The organism is Kosakonia sp., from assembly GCF_032052965.1.
Lineage (GTDB): Bacteria > Pseudomonadota > Gammaproteobacteria > Enterobacterales > Enterobacteriaceae > Kosakonia.
Map to the genome: position 1 here is coordinate 1 of NZ_DAMBVN010000021.1, position 22,882 is coordinate 22,882.

Here is a 22,882-nt window from a genome sequence, read left to right on the forward strand (position 1 = left end):
AAAACCAACCGACATTACTAACTGAAGGTTGTATCTAATCCTGGGGGCAGGTCATCTATAGCCCTGATGATCCCAGTGCTTGATTTTGGACTAACCCGGCAATACAACGGCCCCCCTTCAACAGGTCAGATGGAAGCCCGTTTATGTGAAGCGATCAAAGATGACTCATCGCGTTCAGTGGATAACCTCTTGATCACTGCATTTGTCGGTAGCGCCATTTGTCTTGTTTTAGTCTTGCTCATCTTCAAGAAAGTGAGATGACCGCCAGCGCTTTGCTAAACGCCCTGTTCACCGTTCAACAAATCGCGGCAACTTTCAGGGTAAATAGCGGTACTTTGGTCACATTAACTTAGAGGTAATGCATTGATTTATAAGGATTTTAAAGGTCATGGAGCGGGCGAAGGGAATCGAACCCTCGTATAGAGCTTGGGAAGCTCTCGTTCTACCATTGAACTACGCCCGCTTTGAGGTGCGAGTGGCATTATAACCCCTTACCGCGACAGAGCAAGGTGTGATTGCGGATAACCGCTGGAGTTTTAAGCAGTTAATCTTTACGGCTTCCTTATGCGCCGGGATCGGCAATGAAGACCTCTCCGCTTCAGCCCGCGGCAAACAAAAGTCGCTCGCTGTCTTCCCCGTAAGACTGCTCATTCTTTGCGTTTCCCAGGATAAATTGACAGAGATTAGGACAACCGCACCTGCCGCCTCGCCAGATAAGGAATAGCATATCTCCCGTCGTCACCATTTCTAAACCGGAGAGAACAATGAATATTAAGTCATTGTTTGTAGGATTTTTTCTGATGTCGGGTTTCGTCAATGTTGCATTAGCGGACAGTTGCCGGGAGAACATTTTTGGCGGTCAGGATTGCCGCTACGATAATGGAACGACGTCAACGAGTCGGGCTAATATTTTTGGGGGACAGGATGTTCAGTATAGCGACGGCAGATCATCGACCAGTCGCGCCAATATTTTTGGCGGTCAGGATGTGAAAAACAGCGATGGAAGTAGTTCGACCAGCCGCGCCAACATTTTTGATGGCCAGGACACCCAATACAGCAATGGCGAAAGTGCGAGCAGCCGAGCCAATATTTTTGGCGGGCAGGACACACAGTACAGCAATGGCCATTCATCAACCAGTCAGCAAAATATCTTCAACGGCCAGGATACGCGGAATTATTAATTCACCGTAATAACACGCTAACAGGCCGGACTGCGCCTGTTAGCATTGCACGTTAGCACTTCGGTACGCTGCCCTGCGGGGGCAAATAACGCAGCGGATCAATCGCTGTTGCCCGGTAGCGTAACTGGAAGTGAAGCCTGACTGAATCGGTATCGCTACTGCCCATAGTGGCAATCTTCTGCCCCGCTTTCACGTTTTGCCCGTTATTCACCAACAGTGTGTCGTTATGCGCGTACGCGGTGATGTAATCTTCGCTGTGTTTAATCATGATCAGGTTGCCATAACCGCGCAGCTGGTTGCCGACATACACGACTTTCCCGGCCCCGGCGGCATAAATCGGTTGCCCGCGCGCACCGGCGATATCAATACCTTTGTTGCCACCTTCAGAGGTGGAATAGGTCATGATCACTTTGCCGGTCGTTGGCCAGCGCCAGCAGCGCTGCCCCACTGGCGGCCAGGAAGACTGGGGCACGGCAGAAGAAGGCACAACTTTAGCGGTTTTACCGCCGCTTTTACCGGCAGAAGAGGCCGTTTTTGAGGCGCCTTTGATTTTAAGTTGCTGCCCAACCTCAATCGTGTAAGGCGGCGAAATGCCATTCAGGCTTGCCAGATCTTTAACGCTGGTGCCGGTGATCCGCGAAATACGGTACAGGGTATCACCCCGTTTCACCGTATAAACGGCACCGGAATAAGAAGATTTACTCCCGGCGCAGCCTGCCAGCAGCAAAGCGATTGCCAGGCAAATAAGCATGCGAAACGGGTTTATCGTCGGGCGTCCTGCGCGCAAAACAGATCCTCGAATGTGATAAAAGGCGACCTATGATAACAGCCACGACCGGGATGCCAACCCCTTACGATTGATGGCGTGGGATCGGGTATCCCTGGGCGATGATTTCCATAATTTCCGGCAGATAAGGCATGGCAGGCATCTTTACCAGCGCCGGATAAAACACCTGCGGCGAAGGGAAAACATCCACCACATGGCACTGCGTAAGTTTACTGGCGTTCACTTCCGAAGAGGGTAGCAGTGTTGCCGCTGCCAGGCCGGATTCCAGCCACTCAAGGATCACGCCTGGCTGAGTAATATGCATGATCACTTTCGGGTTAACCCCCGCCTTACGGAACAGATCGATTAGCATCTCATACGTACCGCTGTCTTTAGCCCGGTGCAGCAGTACCAACGGAAATGCCGCCAGCGCCTGGTAGTCATAAGGACTGGACGGTACTTCCAGCAGGCACTGTTTACTGATCACCGCCACCAGCCGCACCGGATCAAAGGAGACATAATCAAAACCTTCACTGCGATAGGGCCGCTGGATCATCGCCAGATCGATAGTGCCTTCGTTCAACATGGTTTCTAAATGGCTGGAATCCGTTACCGAAATATTAATTTCCGCGTCGGGATGCCGTTTATAAAGCTCGAGGAGCAACGGCTTAAAATAGGATTGAAAGAGATGGGTCAAACCGAGTCGCAACTGGAATTTTTCTTTATTAGCAATAGCAACCGTTTCACGCGCGGTATCTTCAACATGACGTAATATTTCACACGCTTTACGGTAAAGAAAATAACCGGCGTCAGTAGGTTCAATACGATTTCCCTGCCGTGTAAACAGCGAAACCTGTAACTCTTCTTCCAGTTCCTGGATGCGTTTACTGAGCGGAGGCTGCGCCATATTCAACACTTTCGCCGCCTGACTTACCGATCCCTGCTCCACCACACGGCAAAAATAACGCAATCTTTTCAGATCCATACAACTTTTCTCCGCCATATCTGAATGCTCAGTATCCCACTTAGCGTGGAAAAGGAAAAGCCCGCTATTTTAATCAATTCACCAACGTTAAATTAACAATTATATAAAGAGTACTTTTTTGATCTGGTCTGAGTCAGGAAAACGGTATTTGTTTAATTGGTGACGTAAAAATAAGGTACTCGCAGTTAGTAAATTCCCATCTATCAATGGAAAAGACCATGTCAAATAGTAAAAATAATAATGTCAGCGGCGTTTCCGATTTACGCTCTGCACTTGAGTTATTAAAAACGCTACCCGGCGAATATGTTGAAACGGACACCGAAGTGGATCCGCACGCGGAGCTTTCCGGGGTGTACCGTTACGTAGGTGCTGGCGGCACCTGCCAGCGCCCGACACGTAAAAATGGCCCGGTAATGGTGTTCAATAAAATAAAAGGTTTTCAGGACATCAGTGTTGCCATCGGCCTGAACGGCTCGCGCAAACGCGTCAGCCACTTCCTGAACTGCGAACCCGAAAAACTCGGCCATCTGCTGAAAGACTCGGTACAAAACCCGATTCCTCCGGTACTGACCAAAGACCACGCGGTCTGCCAGCAGGTGGTGCATCTCGCCAGTGATGCAAACTTCGATCTGCGCACGCTGTTGCCTGCGCCTACCAACACCGAAGAAGACGCCGGTCCGTATATCACCATGGGCCTCTGCTATGCCTCTGATCCTGAAACGCATGAATCTGATATCACCATTCACCGCCTCTGTGTACAGAGCCGCGATGAACTCTCAATGTGGTTAACACCGGGCCGCCATATTGATGCTTTCCGCATGAAAGCGGAAGCTGCCGGCAAGCCGCTGCCGATCTCTATCAGTATCGGCGTTGACCCGGCGATTGAAATTGCCGCCTGCTTTGAGCCACCCACAACGCCGCTGGGTTACGACGAACTGAGCGTTGCTGGCGCGTTGCGCGGCCACGCTGTTGAAATGGTGCAGTGCAAGACCATCAATGAACGAGCTATTGCACATGCTGAAATTGTCATTGAGGGCGAATTGCTCCCGCATGCGCGCCTGCGTGAAGATCAGAACACCGATACCGGCAAAGCGATGCCTGAGTTTCCGGGCTATACCGGCGAAGCGAAAGATGCGCTGCCTATTATCAAAGTCAAAGCCGTGACGCATCGCTATAACCCGATCTGGCGCACCACTGTCGGCCCAGGTGAAGAGCATGTGAACATGGCGGGCATCCCGACTGAAGCCAGCATTCTTGATATGGTTGGCCGCGCCATGCCAGGCAAACTGCTCAACGTATTTGCTCACTCTGCTGGCGGCGGCAAGCTGCTGGCCGTTATGCAATTCAAGAAATTCTCTCCGGCAGATGAAGGCCGTCAGCGCCAGGCCGCGCTGCTGGCATTCTCAGCCTTCCCGGAACTGAAACACGTCATTCTGGTTGACGAAGACGTGGATATTTTTGACAGCGACGACGTGCTGTGGGCAATGCAGACACGCTATCAGGGCGATGTGGATACCGTCACTATCCCCGGCGTGCGTTGCCATCCGCTTGATCCTTCACAGATTCCGGCCTACAGCCCAAGCATTTTGCAGCAGGGAATGTCCTGCAAGACCATTTTTGACTGCACCGTACCGTTCCATCTGAAGAGCCACTTTGAACGTTCGAAGTTTAAAGAGGTTGATGTGAAACGTTTCTTGCCAGATTTCGAATAAGGAGAAGGGTGTGACCACGACACCACGTATCATCGTCGGCATTAGCGGCGCTTCCGGTTTTCAGTATGGCGTAAAAGCCCTTGAACTTTTACGTGCCCAGGAGATTGAAGTCCATTTGGTTATTTCGAAAGGGGCGGAAAAAACCTGTGAGCTGGAAACCGATTACCGGCTTGATGAGGTGATGGCACTTGCGGATGTGGTCCACCCCATCGGCAATCTTGGAGCCTCCATCTCCAGCGGATCGTTTAAGACCATGGGCATGCTTGTCGCGCCCTGTTCCATGCGTTCTCTGGGATCCATCGCAAACTGCCTGACGGATAACCTGCTAACCCGAGCCGCCGACGTGGTGCTCAAAGAGCGCCGCCGTCTGGTGCTGCTGGCGCGCGAAACGCCACTTAATCTCGGGCATATTCGCAACATGCAGGCAGTGACGGAAATGGGCGGGATAATTTTCCCGCCGGTGCCGGCGCTCTATCAGCGCCCGCAAACCACAGATGAGATCATTACCCATAGCGTCAGCCGCGCGCTGGACCTGTTCGGTATTGATGTGAAAAACCTCCCACGCTGGGGCGAGGGTCACCTTGCTTATAACGCGTAAAAACGCAGGAAATATTATGTTAATCGGTCCTTATGTGAACGGCGCCGCGGTGATCGTTGGCGGTCTTATGGGTTCACTGGTTGGCACCCGCATCCCCGATCGGGTCAAAGTGGCGCTGCCACTGACGTTTGGTCTGTGCTCTGTGGGTCTGGGCATCAACCTGGTGATTAAAGTTAAATTCATGCCCGCAGTGGTACTGGCAATGGTACTGGGGGCAGTGATTGGCGAAGCGTTCTTCTTTGAAAAACAGATTGGAAGAGCGGCCGACACCACCCGGGGTTTGATCAACCGGATTTTTCCGCCGGTACAGGGGCTAACCCACGATGAATTTACGGAAAAATTCGTTGCCATTCTGGTGCTGTTTTGCGCCAGTGGCACCGGTATCTTCGGTGCGATGCATGAAGGCATGACCGGCGATCCGTCGATTCTGTATATCAAAACGGTGCTGGATCTGTTCACGGCGGCGATCTTCGCTACCATGCTTGGCTTCTCTGTGATGACCATCGGTCTGCCGCTGATTATTGTGCAGGTCGCGCTGGCAACGTTGGCGGTGTATATCGTGCACATGATTACCCCGGACATGATGGGTGATTTCTCCTGCGCTGGCGGTCTTATTATGGTGGCGACCGGGCTGCGGATTTGTAATATCAAGCCCTTTCCGGTGGCAAATATGTTGCCCGGTCTGCTCCTGGTGATGCCGTTTTCCGCTCTGTGGGCAAAACTGTTTGCCTGATAGTCAGGTATAATAGGGTTCGCACGGTGGCGCTACGCTTACCAGCCCTGTCGGGAGCCCTCCCACAGGCTGGATAAACGCAGCGCCATTCGGCGTTCTACGTTCTGGAGTCGTTATGGGTATACAAGAGCACGTCATTTTGGTTAATGACCAGGGAGAGGTGACTGGCACTCAGGAGAAATATGCCGCGCACACTTCTCACACCCCACTGCATCTGGCTTTTTCCTGCTGGATCTTCAACCAGCAGGGACAGTTGCTGGTTACCCGCCGCGCGTTGAGTAAGAAAGCCTGGCCTGGGGTGTGGACCAACTCAGTTTGCGGCCACCCGCAACTGGGCGAATCTAACGAAGAGGCGATTATCCGCCGTTGCCGGTTCGAGATTGGCGCCAGCGTCGATAACATCACGCCAGTCCATGCGGATTTTCGATATTGCGAAACCGATCCTTCCGGGATCGTGGAAAACGAGGTATGCCCGGTCTATGCCGCGCGGATAAGCAGCGGGATCGCCCCCAACCGTGATGAGGTAATGGCGTATCAATGGGTCGGGCTGGAATCTGTGCTGCATGCACTGGATGCCACGCCGTGGGCCTTCAGCCCATGGATGGTTAGCGAAGCCGCACCGGATCAAGGCCGGGATAACCTGCGTCAATTCGCCTGCGAATTACAGCCATAAAAAAGCCCCAACGCGGTGAACGTCGGGGCTTTACCGGTTACGGTGTGATTATTTTGTCGGACGCATTGCCGGGAACAGGATCACGTCGCGAATGGTATGGCGGTTAGTGAACAGCATGACCATACGGTCGATACCAATCCCCAGCCCCGCAGTCGGCGGCAGACCGTGCTCCAGCGCCGTCACGTAATCTTCGTCGAAGAACATGGCTTCGTCGTCGCCCGCATCTTTCGCAGCGACCTGATCAGCAAAACGCTGCGCCTGATCTTCCGCGTCATTCAACTCGCTAAAGCCATTACCGATTTCACGGCCGCCAATAAAGAATTCAAAGCGGTCAGTGATTTCCGGGTTCTCGTCATTACGGCGCGCCAGCGGTGAAACTTCCGCCGGGTATTCGGTAATAAAGGTCGGCTGGATCAGGTGCGCTTCTGCGACTTCTTCGAAGATCTCCGTCACGATACGGCCCAGACCCCAGCTTTTCTCCACCTTAATACCGATGCTGTCCGCAATCGCTTTTGCGCTGTCGAAATTATCGAGATCCGCCATATTCGTTTCCGGACGGTATTTCTTGATCGCTTCGCGCATGGTCAGTTTTTCAAACGGCTTACCGAAGTCGAAAACCTGATCATCGTACGGGACTTCCGTTTTGCCGAGGATATCCTGCGCCAGGGTGCGGAACAGCGACTCGGTCAGTTCGATCAAATCTTTGTAATCCGCATAAGCCATATAGAGTTCCATCATGGTGAACTCAGGGTTATGACGAACGGAAATGCCTTCGTTACGGAAGTTACGGTTGATTTCGAACACGCGCTCAAAGCCGCCAACCACCAGGCGTTTGAGGTACAGTTCCGGCGCGATACGCAGGTACATGTCCAGATCCAGCGCGTTATGATGAGTGATAAACGGACGCGCAGATGCGCCGCCTGGGATCACCTGCATCATCGGGGTTTCTACTTCCATAAAGCCGCGACCGACCATGAACTGACGAATACCAGCCATGATTTGCGAACGAATTTTGAAAGTATTGCGGGATTCATCATTAGCGATGAGATCCAGATAGCGCTGACGATAACGCGCTTCCTGATCCTGCAACCCGTGGAATTTATCCGGCAGCGGACGCAATGCTTTGGTCAGCAGACGCAGTTCGGTGCAGTGGATAGAGAGTTCGCCAGTCTTGGTTTTGAACAGCTTGCCACGGGCGCCGAGGATGTCACCGAGGTCCCATTTCTTGAACTGCTCGTTATAAACGCCTTCTGCCAGGTCATCGCGCGACACATACAGCTGAATACGGCCACCAACGTCCTGCAAGGTGACGAAAGAAGCCTTACCCATAACGCGGCGCGTCATCATACGACCGGCTACCGCAACTTCAATGCCCAGCGCTTCCAGCTCTTCGTTCTCTTTGGCATCAAATTCAGCGTGCAGCTTGTCAGAGGTCTGGTCGCGACGGAAGTCGTTCGGAAACGGCACGCCCTGCTCGCGCAGTTGCGCCAGCTTCTCACGGCGGTTTTTCAGTTCATTATTAAGTTCAACTGCCGCGTCAGCGCCCTGTGCTTGTTGTTCAGACATGTTGGTTCCTCATAACCCTGCTTTCAAACTTGCTTCGATGAATTGATCCAGGCTGCCGTCCAGCACCGCCTGCGTGTTGCGGGTTTCAACCCCGGTGCGCAGATCTTTGATGCGGGAATCATCCAGGACATAAGAACGGATCTGGCTACCCCAGCCGATATCAGACTTGTTGTCTTCCATAGCCTGCTTCTCAGCATTTTTCTTTTGCATTTCCAGCTCATAAAGCTTTGCTTTCATCTGCTTCATGGCCTGGTCTTTGTTTTTATGCTGGGAACGGTCGTTCTGGCATTGCGTCACCAACCCGGTCGGAATATGGGTGATACGCACCGCAGATTCCGTACGGTTAACGTGCTGACCACCCGCGCCGGATGCGCGGTATACGTCGATACGCAGGTCCGCCGGATTAATTTCAATATCAATGTCGTCTTTCACTTCCGGGTAAACAAACGCGGAACTGAACGAGGTGTGACGACGGCCGCCGGAATCGAACGGGCTCTTACGCACCAGACGATGCACACCGGTTTCGGTACGCAACCAGCCGTAGGCATAATCGCCAATGATCTTGATGGTCACGGATTTAATACCGGCCACCTCACCTTCGGACTCTTCAATCACTTCGGTCTTGAAGCCGCGCGCTTCAGCCCAGCGCAGGTACATGCGCAGCAGCATGCTCGCCCAATCCTGCGCTTCGGTGCCGCCGGAACCCGCCTGAATATCCAGATAGCAGTCCGCGCTGTCGTACTCGCCGGAGAACATACGGCGGAATTCCAGCTGCGACAGCTTCTCTTCCAGCCCATCCAGCTCGGCTACGGCTTCGTTAAAGGTTTCTTCATCATCGGCTTCAACCGCCAGATCCAGCAGGCCGGCAACATCTTCCAGGCCCTGGCTCATCTGATCCAGTGTGTCGACAATGGCTTCGAGCGAAGAACGCTCTTTGCCCAGCGCCTGCGCGCGCTCAGGCTCATTCCATACGTCCGGCTGTTCCAGCTCGGCGTTTACTTCTTCCAGACGCTCTTTCTTGGCGTCATAGTCAAAGATACCCCCTAAGAACGTCGGAGCGCTCCGTGAGGTCCTGAATGCGATTTTTTACCGGGTTAATTTCAAACATGGTCTGATTTCTTTTAATGGACTTGTCAAAATGCGGTGATAAGGGCGGAAGTTTACCGGATCCACGCCCCTTTTTGTAGCGAATACTGGCGCTAAATTGGCCAGAGGTTTTCGATAATTAACTGCACGCTGCGATTACCGCGAAACTCATTTACATCAAGTTTATAAGCAATATTCACCTGCCTTACGCCGTTATCCGGCCAGCAGGCGGTATCAACATTAAAAGCGATACCATCCAGTAACGGGCCGCCGCCTACTGGTTCGAGCATGACTTTCAGGTGACGCTCGCCCACCAGCCGCTGTTGTAACAGCCGAAACTCGCCATCAAACACCGGTTCAGGGAACATTTGCCCCCAGGGGCCAGCTTCACGTAGCATCTCAGCGATTTCCAGCGTCATCTCCTGCGCCGTCAGCGGCCCGTCGGAGACGATCTCACCCTGCAATAACGCCGGATCCAGCCACTCGGTGACCAGCTCGCCAAAGCGTTGCTGAAACTCGCCGAACCGCGCCTCTTCCAGCGTCAATCCCGCTGCCATAGCATGGCCGCCAAACTTGAGCATCATCCCTGGGTAGAGTGTGTCGAGTCGCTCCAGCGCATCGCGCATATGCAGCCCCTGGACAGAACGACCGGAGCCTTTCAATACCCCCTCACCCGCAGGCGCGAAGGCGATCACAGGCCGATGAAAACGCTCTTTGATCCGTGAAGCGAGGATCCCCACCACGCCCTGATGCCACTCAGGATGGTACATTGCAAGCCCACCCGGTAACGCCGTCGTGCTGCGTTCGAGTTTCTCGCACAGCGTCAGCGCTTCGGCCTGCATGCCCTGCTCAATCTCTTTACGCGTCTGATTCAGGGCATCCAGTTCATTCGCCAGTTGGCGCGCTTCGCCAAGGTTCTCGCACAGCAACAATGCGACGCCGACAGACATATCATCCAGGCGTCCCGCCGCATTAAGGCGTGGCCCTAAAGCAAAACCCAGATCGCTGGCCGCCAGTTTCTGTGCATCCCGATTCGCCACCTCGAGCAAGGCTTTGATACCTGGGCGGCAACGCCCGGCGCGAATGCGGCTCAGCCCTTGCCAGGTCAGGATGCGGTTATTGGCATCTAACGGTACGACGTCCGCCACCGTTCCAAGCGCCACCAGATCGAGCAGCTCCGCAAGATTTGGCATCGCCAGCCCACGGGCATCAAACCAGCCGTTATCACGCAGAAAGCTGCGTAACGCCAGCATCACGTAAAACGCGACGCCAACCCCCGCCAGCGATTTCGACGGGAATGTACAGTCACGCAAGTTCGGGTTAACGATCGCTTCGGCTTCCGGCAGGGTGTCGCCTGGCAGGTGATGATCGGTCACCACCACCGGAATGCCCAGCGCATGCGCCCGCTCAACACCTGCATGAGAAGAAATACCGTTATCGACGGTCAGAATAAGCTGCGCGCCACGCGCATGGGCCTGATCGACCACCTCCGGGCTAAGCCCGTAACCATCGTCAAAACGGTTTGGCACCAGGTAGCTGACATTGTCGCCCCCCAGTGAACGCAGCGCCAGCACGCTTAATGCCGTACTGGTGGCACCATCGGCGTCAAAGTCACCAACAACGATAATGCGCAACCCTTCACGCAGCGCGTCGTACAGGTGTTTAACGGCATCTTCAATACCATTCAACTGCTGCCAGGGCAGCATGCCTTTCACACTGCGCTCCAGTTCCTGGTCACTGCGCACGCCGCGGCTGGCATAAAGCCGACGCAGTAAAGGCGGCATCGAATCTGCCAGTTCCACCGCGTCATTAACCACGCGGCGGCGAAGTTGTATCTGAGCTTTCACGCGTATTACTTACCGCCCGTGGCTTTTTGATGTTGATCGAGGAAGGCTTTCATTTCAGCAGGTGCCTGATAACCCGGCACGACATACCCATCATTCAGTACAATCGCCGGGGTGCCATTCACGCCAAACTGCACGCCAAGCGCATAGTGGTTAGCAATGTCAATATCACAACTGGCTGGCTTAACGCTTTTGCCGTTCATCGCGTCAGTAAAGGCCTGGTTACGATCTTTTGAACACCAGATTGATTTCATCTCTTTTTCAGCGTCGCTTGCCACGCCCTGACGCGGGAAAGCGAGGTAACGCACGGTAATACCCAGTGCGTTATAGTCGGCCATTTCGCTGTGCAGCTTCTGGCAGTAGCCACAGGTGATATCAGTGAATACCGTGATCACGTGTTTTTCCTGCGGGGCTTTATACACAATCATCTCTTTGGTCAGCGCGTTGAGGTGCGGCATTAGCATCTGCGAGGTGACGTTAACCGGTTGAGCGCCGCTGACATCGTACATGGGTCCCTGGATAATATGTTTGCCATCCTCAGTGACATACAACACGCCGCTACTGGTCAATACCGCTTTCATTCCAGCGACGGGAGCGGGCAGGACTTCTGTACTCTGAACACCCAGTTTCGCCAGCGACTGTTTGATCGCCGCGTCATCAGCATGTGCAGCACCCGTGAATGCCGCAGCCAACAGGGTGAACATCATTAAACCGTTTTTCATAACACATCCTTAGATTGTCAGCTCTCACGCCCGCGGGTGATGCTGTTGATGAAGCTTACGCAGCCGCTCGGTAGCCACATGCGTATAAATTTGCGTTGTTGAAAGATCCTGATGCCCCAGCAGCATTTGCACCACGCGCAGATCCGCGCCGTGGTTAAGCAAATGCGTAGCAAACGCGTGCCGTAAGACGTGCGGAGACAGCTTCTCGCTATCGATTCCCGCCAGCGTCGCATAATGTTTAATGCGATGCCAGAATGTCTGACGCGTCATCTGCTGAGCACGCTGGCTCGGAAACAGTACATCTATTGATGCGCCGTTAAGCAGCCACGGACGACCATATTCAAGATAATGCTCAACCCAGTAAACCGCCTCTTCACCCAGTGGCACCAGGCGTTCTTTATTGCCTTTACCAATAACCCGCAGCACACCCTGACGCAGGCTGATATCGCTCATGGTCAGTCCCACCAGTTCCGTAACACGAAGCCCGGTGGCGTATAAGACCTCAAGCATCGCTTTATCGCGTAACTCCAGCGGTTGGTCAACCGTTGGCGCGTGTAAAAGCCTGCCGACCTGCGCTTCGCTTAAGTCTTTTGGCAGGCGCTGCGGTAGCTTCGGTGAGGCCAGCAACGCGCTGGGATCGTCGCTGCGTATTTTTTCACGGTACAGATACTGAAAAAAACGCCGAACTGCACTTAACAACCGCGCAGAACTGGTCGCTTTGTAGCCGCCGTCTACACGCTCGGCCAGCAACGCTTGCAGATCGTCGCTTTGCGCCCGCTCAAGACTGCTCTCGCGATGATGCAGCCACTCCACCACGCTTTTCAGATCGCGTCGGTAAGCGCTAAGGGTATTGTCCGCCAGGTTGTTTTCAAGCCACAACGCATCAAGAAATTGTTCAATACGTGCGAGATCCTGTTCCATCTAAGCGCCTCTTTCTCTCCATCGCTGCATTATGCCTGATTGCCAAACGATTCTGGTACACTGGTCGCAAAGAGACATCAAGCATTGAGAAGTTTACGTTATGAATATTGGTCTGTTTTACGGTTCCAGCACCTGCTATACCGAAATGGCGGCTGAAAAAATCCGCGATATTATCGGGCCGGAACTGGTGACGCTGCACAACCTGAAAGACGACGCGCCCTCTCTGATGGAGCAATATGACGCGCTGATCCTCGGTATACCAACCTGGGATTTTGGCGAATTGCAGGAAGACTGGGAAGCCATCTGGGACCAGCTCGACACCCTCAATCTCGACGGAAAAATCATCGCACTGTACGGCATGGGCGATCAGCTTGGCTACGGTGAATGGTTCCTCGACGCGCTCGGCATGCTGCACGACAAACTGGCGCCTCGCGGCGCAACGTTTATCGGTTACTGGCCAACTGAAGGTTACGAATTTACCAGTAAGAAGCCCGTCATCGCCGATGGCCAGTTGTTCGTTGGCCTGGCGCTGGATGAAACCAATCAGTACGATCTGAGTGATGCGCGCATTCAGGCCTGGTGTGAACAAATCCTGATGGAAATGGCGGAACGCCTGGCCTGAGGCCAGCCCGGACTTTCGCTTAATGCAACCCCTGCGCCGGTTTCTGAGAAAGCACCCGGCGCAAATCCCGCCACTCTCGTGCATCCATGCTGTCTGCCGCTAACCACAAGTGCTGGCGTCTGCCGTCCTCTTCACGCCGCAAACGCAGCATCATTCCGCTGCGTAACATCCAGGGCGTACCGACAATGCTCCACTCCTCACCTTGCCAGCGCAGGCGAGCGTCCACCAACAGTTTGATCTCACCGTGGCAGGTATTAATGCGCCGCTGACTACGTACGCAGTCAAAAACTACCAGTGAAAGCAGCAATAACCACAGCGGGGTGTAGCTCAATGGCCATGGCATCAGCAATATCAGTGCCGCCACTAAGCCGTGGAGCAGTAAAGAGAGCCATTGCGCGCGCCAGGAGACGCGTAAATCAGATTGCCACAGGACCACGTTCCCGATTCCGCGTTTGAATTAACAGCACCATTCTTTGCAACTCCGCATCCTGGGGTTTGCCATGATTCATCAGCCAGTTGAATAAGTCTGGATCGTCGCTCTCCAGCAAACGCACAAACAGATGTTTGTCGTCATCGCTGAGCGTGTCGTACTCATGTTCGAAAAAAGGCATGATAGAGATATCGAGCTCGCGCATTCCACGGCGGCACGCCCAGTGGATACGCGCTTTGTTATTAATATCCATGTTCTTCTCCCTGCGTAGGCATGATTCGCCTATTGTAACGTGTTTTTATGCTTTCTTTTGCGGAATATTTGGCCTTCCGGTGCTGCTCGCGAAATAAATCGCATGCAGTGCAAAAATTTCATTCCTCTGCGTAATGCCTCGCAAGAGCAGGACAATGGCACAAAACGCATGCTTTAACGCTTGCAATGAACAATGGCTCTTTTACCATTAAGTACCCACACAGCGTTAAGCTAATCAGGACATTATTATGGCTTTTACTCCATTTCCGCCGCGTCAGCCGACCGCCTCTGCACGTCTGCCGCTGACGCTTATGACGCTCGATGACTGGGCGCTGGCAACCATTACTGGCGCAGACAGCGAGAAATACCTGCAAGGCCAGGTGACGGCCGATGTCGCAAATATGCTCCCTGAACAGCACCTGCTGGCAGCGCATTGCGATTCTAAAGGTAAAATGTGGAGCAATATGCGTTTGTTCCACTATCAGGACGGTTTTGCCTGGATCCTACGCCGAAGCGTACGTGACGCGCAGCTTACCGAATTGAAAAAATACGCTGTGTTCTCGAAAGTCACTATTGCCCCCGACAATGAACATGTGCTGCTCGGGGTTGCCGGTTTTCAGGCACGCGCAGCGCTGGCCGCACTGTTCCCTGCCCTGCCAGATGCGGAAAAACAGGTCGTGCAGAACGGCACGACTACACTGCTGTGGTTTGCGCACCCTGCCGAGCGTTTTCTGCTGGTCACCGATGAAGCAACCGCCACAGAAGTAGCAACGAAACTGGGTGGCGAAGCGCAACTCAACAACAGCCAGCAGTGGCTGGCGCTGAATATCGAAGCCGGTTTGCCTGTGATCGATACCCCGAACAGTGCGCAATTTATCCCGCAGGCCACTAACCTTCAGGCGCTCGGCGGCATCAGTTTCAAGAAAGGTTGCTACACCGGGCAGGAAATGGTGGCGCGGGCAAAATTCCGTGGCGCAAACAAACGTGCGCTCTGGTACCTGGCTGGTAACGCCAGCCGCGTTCCCGAGGCGGGTGAAGATCTGGAGCTGCAAATGGGGCAGAACTGGCGTCGTACCGGTACTGTGCTGGCCGCTGTGCAACTGGATGACGGGCGTGTACTGGTACAGGTTGTGATGAACAATGATATGGAGCCAGGCAGTGTTTTCCGCGTTCGCGATGATGCCAACACCTTAAGTATTGAACCACTGCCCTACTCGTTAGAAGAGTAAGCGAAATCATCAAGCCGGGGGCTGGCGCCATTCCCCCGGCTACAGCGTTTAAACCCGTCCGACGTATAGATAAATCGCCAGAAAATGGCACACGCTGCCACCCAGTACAAAGCCGTGCCAAATGGCATGGTTATAAGGGATGCGCTTGCAGACATAGAAAATCACGCCAAGCGAATAAACCAGGCCGCCGACGGCAAGCAGCGTCACCCCCCCCACAGACAAGCGTGTGGCAAGCTGATAAATCACAATCAGCGACAACCAGCCCATTGTCAGATAGGTGATAAGCGACAGCACTTTAAAGCGATGCGCAATCGTCAGTTTAAACAGAATGCCCAGCAGCGCCAGGCTCCAGATGACAATCATTAACCCGCGAGCCAGCGGCGAATCCAGGCCGACCAGCAGAAATGGCGTATAGGTTCCGGCAATCAATAGATAAATTGCGCAGTGATCAAATTTCTTCAGCCACACCTTCGCCCGTTGATGCGGGATGGCATGGTAGAGGGTGGAGGCAAGGAACAGTAAAATCATGCTGCCCCCGTACAGGCTGTAACTGGTAATGGCCATTACGCTTGCATTACTGTCCACCGCCTGCACCAGCAGCAATACCAGGCCTACAATACCGAACACCAGCCCGACACCGTGGCTGATGCTGTTGGCAATTTCCTCTGCCAGTGTGTATCCCTGTGCGATTAATGGTTTCTGAACCATGGCTAACTCCGGGAGAACGCTTTAAAACATTGCCATTATAGAGTAACTGAGAATGATTTCAGTGCACACCTGTAAGCTAAAATAAATATCGCGTATGAATGTGTAATGACAAAAGTCATATCTGGTGAATATAAAAATCGGGGAAACCATGCCGGAGTTATGGCAGCATGTGCGCACACAAAGGCCCGCCATGCCTGAAACGGGCTATGTTAACAGCAAGCAAAGGACACCGCCGTGACGATGTTTACTCACTCCGCCGTCGCCAGCCTCAATAATCTGGAGATGAGGGTTTATAACTTTGTTGTCAAAAATCGTGACAAAGTGATGTACATGACGATTCGGGAACTGGCCGACGCGGCGGGCGTCTCCACCACTACCGTGCTGCGCTTTTGTCGCAAGCTCAACTGCGAAGGTTACTCTGAGTTTCGCGTGCGTTTCAAATTATATCTGGAGCAAAACGAACCTCTTCAGACTAATTTCGGTGCCAGTGAAATCATCAGCTTTTTTAAAAGTGTCAATAACGATGATTTTGATAAATTACTCGATGATGCCGTAGAGATCATATTAGCTTCGGAGCGCATTATATTTGTGGGCGCAGGGACATCAGGCTCGCTGGCAAAATATGGCGCACGCTTCTTTTCTAATATCGGAAAATTCAGTAACCATATCGACGATCCTTATTTTCCGGTAACAAATGATATGGCAAAAAATGCGCTGGCAATTGTGCTTTCTGTCTCCGGCGAGACGGAAGAGATCCTGCGCTTCGCAGGGCAATTCAGCCTGCATCACTGCAAAGTGCTCTCTATTACCAGTCATGAGCATTCCCGCCTGGCAAAACTCGCTGATTTTAACCTCTCCTGGCATGTTCCGCCTACGCGCATGAACGGGGGTTACGATATTACAACGCAAATTCCGGTTATTTATATTCTTGAATCATTGGGCCGAAAACTGGCGAAGAAAATAGCATAAAAAAACAGGGTGTTTTTTCTGTGTAACAAATTACTCTGACAGCAATTTGTTATATCGTGACATTTAATTGCCCTTTGTTAGACTCGTTATTAGCCAATATGACGAGAACAGTAATGATGAAAAAATTAACCTTACCAAAAGACTTTTTATGGGGCGGCGCCGTTGCCGCCCACCAGGTTGAAGGTGGCTGGAATAAAGGCGGCAAAGGCCCCAGCATCTGCGATGTACTGACCGGCGGCGCGCATGGCGTACCGCGCGAAATCACTCAAGACGTTGTCGCAGGCAAATACTACCCGAACCACGAGGCTATTGACTTCCACGGGCACTACAAAGAAGACATCAAACTGTTCGCGGAAATGGGCTTCAAATGCTTTCGTACCTCCATTGCCTGGACACGCATTTTTCCAAAGGGTGATGAACAGCAGCCAAATGAAGAAGGGCTGAAATTCTACGACGATATGTTCGATGAACTGTTGAAATACAACATCGAGCCGGTAATCACCCTTTCTCACTTTGAAATGCCACTGCATCTGGTGCAGGAATACGGCGGCTGGACGAACCGTAACGTGGTCGATTTCTTTGTTCGCTTCGCGGAAGTAGTCTTTGAGCGTTACAAAAACAAGGTCAAATACTGGATGACCTTTAACGAAATCAACAACCAGCGCAACTGGCGGGCACCGCTGTTCGGCTACTGCTGTTCAGGCGTGGTCTACACCGACCATGAAAACCCGGAAGAAACCATGTACCAGGTGCTACACCATCAGTTCGTGGCCAGCGCGATGGCAGTCAAAATCGGTCACCGTATCAATCCAGCCATGAAGATTGGTTGCATGCTGGCAATGGTGCCGCTGTATCCCTTTTCATGTAAGCCGGAAGATGTCATGTACGCGCAAGAATCGATGCGCGAACGCTATGTGTTTACCGACGTTCAATTGCGCGGTTACTACCCGTCTTATGTGCTCAATGAATGGGAGCGCCGTGGTTTCAACATCCAAATGGAAGCCGGCGATGAAGCGGTACTGCGCGAAGGCTGCTGCGATTACCTTGGCTTCAGCTACTACATGACCAACGCGGTCAAAGCAGAAGGCGGCGTCGGTGATGCGCTCTCAGGTTTTCAGGGCAGTGTGCCCAACCCACATGTGAAGGCATCTGACTGGGGCTGGCAGATCGATCCGGTGGGCCTGCGTTATGCGCTGTGTGAACTCTACGAGCGTTATCAGAAACCGCTGTTTATCGTGGAAAACGGCTTTGGCGCTTACGATAAGGTCGAAGAAGATGGCAGCATCAACGATGATTACCGTATCGATTATCTGCGCGCGCACGTTAAAGAGATGGTGGAAGCCGTCACTTACGACGGTGTGGATCTGATGGGGTATACGCCGTGGGGCTGCATCGACTGCGTCTCCTTCACCACCGGTCAGTACAGCAAGCGGTACGGTTTTATCTACGTTAATAAACATGATGACGGCACAGGCGATATGTCGCGTTCACGGAAAAAAAGCTTTAACTGGTATAAAGAAGTGATCGCCAGCAATGGCGAAAACCTGTGATGTGTTGACTTCCTGATCAGGGCCCTTTGCCTTATCCAGCCCCGGTTAACGCCGGGCTGGATAAGAGTAACGCCATTCACTCAGCGGCCGCCCGCCAGGTCGAGGAAGCTGCCTGTAACATAAGAAGCTTTCTCGCTCAGCAACCAGGCGATGGCATGCGCCACCTCTTCCGGCTGCCCACCACGCTGCATAGGTATTGCAGGGCTGACACGATCAACTCGTCCTGGCTCTCCACCGCTGGCATGCATGTCGGTGTAAATAAACCCCGGGCGAACACAGTTAACGCGGATCCCGCATGCTGCGACTTCCAGCGACAACCCGGTTGTCAGCGTATCGACAGCGCCTTTTGAAGCGGCATAGTCAACATACTCGCCGGGTGAACCCGTGCGCGAAGCCGCAGAAGAAACATTGACGATAGCACCGCCTTGCCCGCCGCCCTGATGTGACATGCGTTTGACTGCCTCGCGGCAGCAGAGAAAATACCCGGTTACGTTCGTGGTAAGCACCTGGTTAATACGCTCCGCGGAGAGGTTTTCCAGCCGACACTGCGGGAATAAAATCCCGGCATTATTTACCAGCGCCGTCAGCGGTTCCGCAGCCTGGTCAATACGGGAAAACAAGGCTTCCACCTGTTTTTCATCGCTTATATCCGCCTGCACGGCAAAAGCTTTACCGCCCTGCGCGACGATGTCTGCCACCACGTCCCCAGCCGCCTGGGCGTTATGGTGGTAATTTACCGCCACGGTATAGCCTTCCTGCGCCAGCAGTTGCGCGGTCGCCCGGCCAATTCCCCGACTCCCGCCGGTCACTAATGCAATCGCCATCTTGTTCTCCACCATTAAAAAAGGGCGCCGAAGCGCCCTTAAAAGATAGTCTAATCAGTTAATTACTGATACTCGCTCATGGGTACGCAGGAGCAGAACAGATTACGGTCGCCATAGACATCATCCAGACGTTTAACCGTCGGCCAGTATTTGTTTGCCAAGCCCGCCGGGAAAACGGCCATCTCGCGGGTATAACCGTGGTTCCATTCTGCTACCAGCTCATTCTGTGTATGCGGCGCGTTAACCAACGGGTTATCTTCCAGCGGCCATTCACCCTGTTTCACACGATCGATCTCAGCGCGGATCGCCAGCATCGCGTCAATAAAGCGATCCAGTTCCACTTTGCTTTCAGACTCGGTAGGTTCCACCATCAGCGTGCCCGCGACCGGGAATGACATTGTCGGCGCATGAAAACCGTAGTCGATCAGGCGCTTGGCAATGTCCAGCTCACTAATACCGGTCTCTTCTTTCAGCGGGCGAATGTCAAGAATGCATTCATGCGCGACCCGGCCATCACGGCCGGTATAAAGCACCGGGAAAGCCTCTTTCAGACGGCTGGCAATATAGTTGGCATTGAGGATCGCTACCTGACTGGCCTGCTTCAGCCCTTCGGCGCCCATCATACGGATATACATCCAACTGATCGGCAGAATCGACGCGCTACCAAACGGTGCCGCAGATACTGCGCCCTGGCGTGTTAGCATTCCTTCAATCTGCACTACGCTGTGTCCAGGCACGAACGGTGCGAGATGCGCTTTCACGCCAATCGGTCCCATGCCCGGGCCGCCGCCGCCGTGTGGGATGCAGAACGTTTTATGCAGGTTGAGGTGCGAAACATCTGCGCCAATAAAGCCTGGTGAGGTAATGCCGACCTGCGCGTTCATGTTCGCGCCATCCAGGTAAACCTGGCCGCCGAACTGATGCACCACTTCGCACACTTCACGGATCGTCTCTTCATACACCCCATGAGTGGACGGATACGTCACCATAATGCAGGAGAGATTCTCTCCTGCCTGTGCAGCTTTCGCGCGCAGATCGGTCAGATCAATGTTGCCATTTTTATCGCAGGCTACCACTACCACCTGCATGCCCGCCATTTGCGCAGACGCCGGGTTGGTGCCGTGGGCAGAGCTGGGGATCAGGCAGATGTCACGATGACCTTCATTGCGGCTTTCGTGATAGTGGCGAATCGCCAGCAGCCCGGCGTATTCACCTTGCGCCCCAGAGTTCGGCTGCATACACAGTGCGTCATAGCCAGTCAGTTTCACCAGCCAGTCAGAAAGCTGGGCGATCATCTGATGGTAACCCTCTGCCTGTTCCGGCGGGCAGAACGGGTGCAGCTCAGCGAATTCCGGCCAGGTAATGGGGATCATTTCCGCAGCGGCGTTCAGTTTCATGGTGCAGGAACCCAGCGGGATCATCGCCTGGTTTAGCGCCAGGTCTTTACGCTCCAGCGAGTGCATATAACGCATCATATCGGTTTCGCTGTGGTAGCGATTAAAGACCGGGTGCGTCAGGAAATCATCATCGCGCAACATGTTTTGCGCAATGGAGCAGCTGTCGAGCGCCACTTCTTTATCCAGGGCATCCACATCCAGCCCATGATTGTCGCCCAACAGTACGTTGAACAGTACCTGCACATCTTCGCGGGTTGTGGTTTCATCCAGCGTAATTCCCACGGCATTAAGAATGTCGCTGCGCAGGTTAATTTCCTGAGCTTCGGCACGCGTCAGGACAGCCGCCTTATCGGTCACTTCCACACATAGGGTATCGAAGTAGTGCGCATGGCGCAGTTTAAGTCCATTACGCTGTAAACCAGCGGCGAGAATATCGGTCAAACGGTGGATGCGCCCGGCAATACGTTTCAGGCCCGCCGGGCCGTGGAACACCGCATAGAGACTGGCGATATTGGCCAGTAACACCTGTGAAGTACAAATATTGGAGTTCGCTTTTTCACGGCGAATATGCTGTTCACGCGTTTGCATCGCCATACGCAGCGCGGTGTTGCCAGCAGCATCTTTCGACACGCCGATAATACGGCCAGGCATGGAGCGTTTAAATTCATCTTTTGCAGCAAAAAAAGCGGCATGCGGGCCGCCGTAACCCATCGGAACGCCGAAACGCTGTGCGGAGCCAAACACAATGTCAGCCCCTTGTTTACCCGGCGCGGTCAGGAGCACCAACGCCATCAGATCCGCGGCGACACTCACCACAATTTTGCGGGTTTTCAGTTCGTCGATAAGCGCGCTGTAATCATGTACCTCACCGGTAGTGCCGACCTGCTGTAACAGCGCACCGAATACATCCTGGTGATCCAGCACTCTGCTTGCATCATCGACAATCACTTCAAAACCAAAGGTTTCGGCTCGGGTGCGCACCACATCCAATGTTTGCGGATGCACATCGGCGGCAACAAAGAAGCGGTTGGCGCTTTTCAATTTGCTGACGCGTTTTGCCATCGCCATCGCTTCGGCAGCGGCGGTGGCCTCATCCAGCAGTGAGGCGGAAGCGATATCCAGTCCGGTCAGATCCAGCGTGACTTGCTGGAAGTTAAGCAACGCTTCCAGACGTCCCTGCGAGACTTCGGGTTGATACGGGGTGTAAGCGGTGTACCAGCCCGGGTTTTCCAGCATATTACGCAGAATAACCGGCGGTAACTGCACGGCGGTATAACCCATGCCGATATAAGACTTAAAGCGCTTGTTCAGGCCCGCCATCGCTTTCAGTTCAGCCAGCGCAGCGAATTCAGTGGTCGGTTCTCCAACCTGCGGTGGTGTCGCAAGCTGAATGTCTTTAGGCACGATCTGGCCGATCAATACATTTAATGAATCCGCGCCAACTGTGTTCAGCATCTCCTGCTGTTGCGATGCGTCCGGGCCAATGTGCCTGCCGATAAATGCGGCGCGATTTTCAAGCTGACTTAACGTCTGGGTCATGAGCGAGAGTTCCTGAAACGTACAGTGAATCGAGTTTGGAAATTATCGGAGTACGCTAAATCGTTCGCGTTGCAGGGAGGCGGCGACGCAACTCACCCCAGTAATTAACATCCGTAGTGACTGGAGCAAGTAAGGAAGCCAACGCGTTTGCAACGCGAAGGATAGGGCGTATTTATTCGTCTTCTAACAGCGCCGCGTATGCGGTGGCATCCAGCAGAGCAGCAACTTCCGCTTCATCGCTGGCTTTGATTTTAAAGATCCAGCCTTCGCCATACGGCTCGCTGTTGACCCGCTCTGGTGAGTCGCTCAGCGCATCGTTGACCGCCACGATTTCGCCGCCAATCGGTGCATAAATATCGGATGCCGCTTTGACCGACTCGGCTACGGCGCAATCGTCGCCTGCCGTAACCGTTGCGCCGACGTCCGGCAGGTCAACGAAGACCATGTCGCCCAGCAACTCTTGTGCATGTTCGGTGATGCCAACGGTGTAAGTGCCGTCTGCTTCTTTACGCAGCCATTCGTGTTCTTTGCTGTATTTCAGTTCGCCAGGTACGTTGCTCATCTCATTCTCTCCA

Annotated in this window: 22 protein-coding genes and 1 tRNA gene; 9 read left to right on the forward strand and 14 right to left on the reverse strand. The window is 53.5% G+C overall.

Features of this window, described 5'->3' with window-relative positions; translation table 11 throughout:
* Window positions 1-389: 389 nt before the first annotated feature.
* Window positions 390-463, reverse strand: a tRNA-Gly gene (locus RTX30_RS19475).
* A gap of 301 nt (window positions 464-764) precedes the next feature.
* Here RTX30_RS19475 and RTX30_RS19480 point away from each other — a divergent pair.
* Window positions 765-1,181 (forward strand): hypothetical protein, encoded by a 417-nt coding sequence (locus tag RTX30_RS19480; RefSeq protein ID WP_312691844.1) that lies wholly within the window; start codon window positions 765-767, stop codon window positions 1,179-1,181.
* A 52-nt stretch (window positions 1,182-1,233) separates the two neighbouring features.
* On the opposite strand, the gene actS is transcribed toward RTX30_RS19480, so the two are convergent.
* Window positions 1,234-1,932 (reverse strand): amidase activator ActS, encoded by a 699-nt coding sequence (gene actS, locus RTX30_RS19485; RefSeq protein ID WP_312691989.1) that lies wholly within the window; start codon window positions 1,930-1,932, stop codon window positions 1,234-1,236.
* A gap of 100 nt (window positions 1,933-2,032) precedes the next feature.
* Window positions 2,033-2,932 carry a LysR family transcriptional regulator gene (locus RTX30_RS19490; protein WP_312691846.1) on the reverse strand — a complete coding sequence of 300 codons (900 nt, stop codon included), beginning with the start codon at window positions 2,930-2,932 and terminating at the stop codon, window positions 2,033-2,035.
* Between the two features lie 218 nt (window positions 2,933-3,150).
* Between RTX30_RS19490 and RTX30_RS19495 the strand changes: the two genes are divergently transcribed.
* The 4 genes from RTX30_RS19495 to idi all read left to right on the forward strand — a co-directional run bounded on the left by RTX30_RS19495 (window position 3,151) and on the right by idi (window position 6,648).
* The gene (locus RTX30_RS19495) at window positions 3,151-4,644 is read left to right on the forward strand and encodes a UbiD family decarboxylase (protein ID WP_312691848.1); all 1,494 of its coding nucleotides are present in this window, start codon (window positions 3,151-3,153) and stop codon (window positions 4,642-4,644) included.
* Window positions 4,645-4,654: 10 nt separating this feature from the next.
* Entirely contained in the window at window positions 4,655-5,242 is a 588-nt protein-coding gene (locus RTX30_RS19500; RefSeq protein ID WP_312691850.1) for a UbiX family flavin prenyltransferase, read from the forward strand.
* A 16-nt stretch (window positions 5,243-5,258) separates the two neighbouring features.
* The gene (locus tag RTX30_RS19505; protein WP_312691852.1) at window positions 5,259-5,975 is read left to right on the forward strand and encodes a DUF554 domain-containing protein; all 717 of its coding nucleotides are present in this window, start codon (window positions 5,259-5,261) and stop codon (window positions 5,973-5,975) included.
* Window positions 5,976-6,090: 115 nt separating this feature from the next.
* On the forward strand, window positions 6,091-6,648 hold the full coding sequence (idi, locus tag RTX30_RS19510; RefSeq protein WP_312691854.1) for an isopentenyl-diphosphate Delta-isomerase: 558 nt from the start codon (window positions 6,091-6,093) through the stop codon (window positions 6,646-6,648).
* Window positions 6,649-6,696: 48 nt separating this feature from the next.
* Here the strand turns inward: idi and lysS are convergent, their stop codons facing one another.
* The 5 genes from lysS to xerD all read right to left on the reverse strand — a co-directional run bounded on the left by lysS (window position 6,697) and on the right by xerD (window position 12,787).
* Window positions 6,697-8,214 (reverse strand): lysine--tRNA ligase, encoded by a 1,518-nt coding sequence (gene lysS / locus RTX30_RS19515; RefSeq protein ID WP_312691856.1) that lies wholly within the window; start codon window positions 8,212-8,214, stop codon window positions 6,697-6,699.
* A gap of 9 nt (window positions 8,215-8,223) precedes the next feature.
* Window positions 8,224-9,322, reverse strand: a protein-coding gene (gene prfB / locus RTX30_RS19520) for a peptide chain release factor 2 (protein WP_312691858.1) whose coding sequence is annotated in 2 segments (ribosomal slippage) — window positions 8,224-9,246 and window positions 9,248-9,322 — 1,098 coding nt in all. Because the reading frame shifts where the segments join, the coding sequence is not laid out codon by codon here.
* A 91-nt stretch (window positions 9,323-9,413) separates the two neighbouring features.
* Window positions 9,414-11,147, reverse strand: coding sequence for a single-stranded-DNA-specific exonuclease RecJ (gene recJ / locus RTX30_RS19525; RefSeq protein WP_312691860.1), 1,734 nt, complete (start codon window positions 11,145-11,147; stop codon window positions 9,414-9,416).
* A gap of 5 nt (window positions 11,148-11,152) precedes the next feature.
* Window positions 11,153-11,866 carry a bifunctional protein-disulfide isomerase/oxidoreductase DsbC gene (dsbC, locus tag RTX30_RS19530; RefSeq protein ID WP_312691862.1) on the reverse strand — a complete coding sequence of 238 codons (714 nt, stop codon included), beginning with the start codon at window positions 11,864-11,866 and terminating at the stop codon, window positions 11,153-11,155.
* 24 nt (window positions 11,867-11,890) lie between these two features.
* Window positions 11,891-12,787 (reverse strand): site-specific tyrosine recombinase XerD, encoded by an 897-nt coding sequence (gene xerD, locus RTX30_RS19535; protein ID WP_312691864.1) that lies wholly within the window; start codon window positions 12,785-12,787, stop codon window positions 11,891-11,893.
* A gap of 100 nt (window positions 12,788-12,887) precedes the next feature.
* On the opposite strand from xerD, the gene fldB reads away from it, so the two are divergent.
* Window positions 12,888-13,409 carry a flavodoxin FldB gene (fldB, locus tag RTX30_RS19540; protein ID WP_312691866.1) on the forward strand — a complete coding sequence of 174 codons (522 nt, stop codon included), beginning with the start codon at window positions 12,888-12,890 and terminating at the stop codon, window positions 13,407-13,409.
* A gap of 19 nt (window positions 13,410-13,428) precedes the next feature.
* Here fldB and RTX30_RS19545 read toward each other — a convergent pair whose 3' ends face one another.
* Together RTX30_RS19545 and sdhE are read right to left on the reverse strand one after the other, a co-directional pair.
* Window positions 13,429-13,845, reverse strand: a complete 417-nt coding sequence (locus RTX30_RS19545; protein WP_312691868.1) for a protein YgfX — start codon at window positions 13,843-13,845, stop codon at window positions 13,429-13,431.
* Window positions 13,826-14,092: an FAD assembly factor SdhE gene (sdhE, locus tag RTX30_RS19550; RefSeq protein WP_312691870.1), complete on the reverse strand. Its 267-nt coding sequence runs from the start codon at window positions 14,090-14,092 to the stop codon at window positions 13,826-13,828. The genes RTX30_RS19545 and sdhE overlap by 20 nt, the downstream gene beginning before the upstream one ends.
* Window positions 14,093-14,339: 247 nt before the next feature.
* Between sdhE and ygfZ the strand changes: the two genes are divergently transcribed.
* Window positions 14,340-15,320 (forward strand): tRNA-modifying protein YgfZ, encoded by a 981-nt coding sequence (gene ygfZ, locus RTX30_RS19555; RefSeq protein ID WP_312691872.1) that lies wholly within the window; start codon window positions 14,340-14,342, stop codon window positions 15,318-15,320.
* Window positions 15,321-15,368: 48 nt separating this feature from the next.
* Here ygfZ and trhA read toward each other — a convergent pair whose 3' ends face one another.
* Window positions 15,369-16,028, reverse strand: a complete 660-nt coding sequence (gene trhA, locus RTX30_RS19560; protein ID WP_312691874.1) for a PAQR family membrane homeostasis protein TrhA — start codon at window positions 16,026-16,028, stop codon at window positions 15,369-15,371.
* 240 nt (window positions 16,029-16,268) lie between these two features.
* On the opposite strand from trhA, the gene RTX30_RS19565 reads away from it, so the two are divergent.
* Window positions 16,269-16,997, forward strand: a complete 729-nt coding sequence (locus RTX30_RS19565) for a MurR/RpiR family transcriptional regulator (protein ID WP_312691991.1) — start codon at window positions 16,269-16,271, stop codon at window positions 16,995-16,997.
* A 116-nt stretch (window positions 16,998-17,113) separates the two neighbouring features.
* Window positions 17,114-18,547, forward strand: a complete 1,434-nt coding sequence (locus RTX30_RS19570; RefSeq protein ID WP_312691993.1) for a 6-phospho-beta-glucosidase — start codon at window positions 17,114-17,116, stop codon at window positions 18,545-18,547.
* Window positions 18,548-18,627: 80 nt separating this feature from the next.
* Here the strand turns inward: RTX30_RS19570 and RTX30_RS19575 are convergent, their stop codons facing one another.
* The 3 genes from RTX30_RS19575 to gcvH all read right to left on the reverse strand — a co-directional run bounded on the left by RTX30_RS19575 (window position 18,628) and on the right by gcvH (window position 22,869).
* Window positions 18,628-19,371, reverse strand: coding sequence for an SDR family oxidoreductase (locus tag RTX30_RS19575; protein ID WP_312691877.1), 744 nt, complete (start codon window positions 19,369-19,371; stop codon window positions 18,628-18,630).
* Window positions 19,372-19,433: 62 nt separating this feature from the next.
* Window positions 19,434-22,307 carry an aminomethyl-transferring glycine dehydrogenase gene (gene gcvP, locus RTX30_RS19580; RefSeq protein ID WP_312691879.1) on the reverse strand — a complete coding sequence of 958 codons (2,874 nt, stop codon included), beginning with the start codon at window positions 22,305-22,307 and terminating at the stop codon, window positions 19,434-19,436.
* A 172-nt stretch (window positions 22,308-22,479) separates the two neighbouring features.
* The gene (gcvH, locus tag RTX30_RS19585; protein WP_312691881.1) at window positions 22,480-22,869 is read right to left on the reverse strand and encodes a glycine cleavage system protein GcvH; all 390 of its coding nucleotides are present in this window, start codon (window positions 22,867-22,869) and stop codon (window positions 22,480-22,482) included.
* Window positions 22,870-22,882: the final 13 nt, after the last annotated feature.

Coding starts and splice junctions, on each gene's coding strand:
- RTX30_RS19480 (WP_312691844.1), top strand. CDS start 765: ATGAATATTAAGTCATTGTTTGTAGGATTTTTTCTGATGTCGGGTTTC.
- sdhE (WP_312691870.1), bottom strand. CDS start 14,092: ATGGATATTAATAACAAAGCGCGTATCCACTGGGCGTGCCGCCGTGGA.
- xerD (WP_312691864.1), bottom strand. CDS start 12,787: ATGGAACAGGATCTCGCACGTATTGAACAATTTCTTGATGCGTTGTGG.
- lysS (WP_312691856.1), bottom strand. CDS start 8,214: ATGTCTGAACAACAAGCACAGGGCGCTGACGCGGCAGTTGAACTTAAT.
- RTX30_RS19575 (WP_312691877.1), bottom strand. CDS start 19,371: ATGGCGATTGCATTAGTGACCGGCGGGAGTCGGGGAATTGGCCGGGCG.
- trhA (WP_312691874.1), bottom strand. CDS start 16,028: ATGGTTCAGAAACCATTAATCGCACAGGGATACACACTGGCAGAGGAA.
- gcvP (WP_312691879.1), bottom strand. CDS start 22,307: ATGACCCAGACGTTAAGTCAGCTTGAAAATCGCGCCGCATTTATCGGC.
- gcvH (WP_312691881.1), bottom strand. CDS start 22,869: ATGAGCAACGTACCTGGCGAACTGAAATACAGCAAAGAACACGAATGG.
- RTX30_RS19495 (WP_312691848.1), top strand. CDS start 3,151: ATGTCAAATAGTAAAAATAATAATGTCAGCGGCGTTTCCGATTTACGC.
- RTX30_RS19505 (WP_312691852.1), top strand. CDS start 5,259: ATGTTAATCGGTCCTTATGTGAACGGCGCCGCGGTGATCGTTGGCGGT.
- RTX30_RS19570 (WP_312691993.1), top strand. CDS start 17,114: ATGAAAAAATTAACCTTACCAAAAGACTTTTTATGGGGCGGCGCCGTT.
- ygfZ (WP_312691872.1), top strand. CDS start 14,340: ATGGCTTTTACTCCATTTCCGCCGCGTCAGCCGACCGCCTCTGCACGT.
- RTX30_RS19490 (WP_312691846.1), bottom strand. CDS start 2,932: ATGGATCTGAAAAGATTGCGTTATTTTTGCCGTGTGGTGGAGCAGGGA.
- idi (WP_312691854.1), top strand. CDS start 6,091: ATGGGTATACAAGAGCACGTCATTTTGGTTAATGACCAGGGAGAGGTG.
- fldB (WP_312691866.1), top strand. CDS start 12,888: ATGAATATTGGTCTGTTTTACGGTTCCAGCACCTGCTATACCGAAATG.
- RTX30_RS19565 (WP_312691991.1), top strand. CDS start 16,269: ATGTTTACTCACTCCGCCGTCGCCAGCCTCAATAATCTGGAGATGAGG.
- actS (WP_312691989.1), bottom strand. CDS start 1,932: ATGCTTATTTGCCTGGCAATCGCTTTGCTGCTGGCAGGCTGCGCCGGG.
- dsbC (WP_312691862.1), bottom strand. CDS start 11,866: ATGAAAAACGGTTTAATGATGTTCACCCTGTTGGCTGCGGCATTCACG.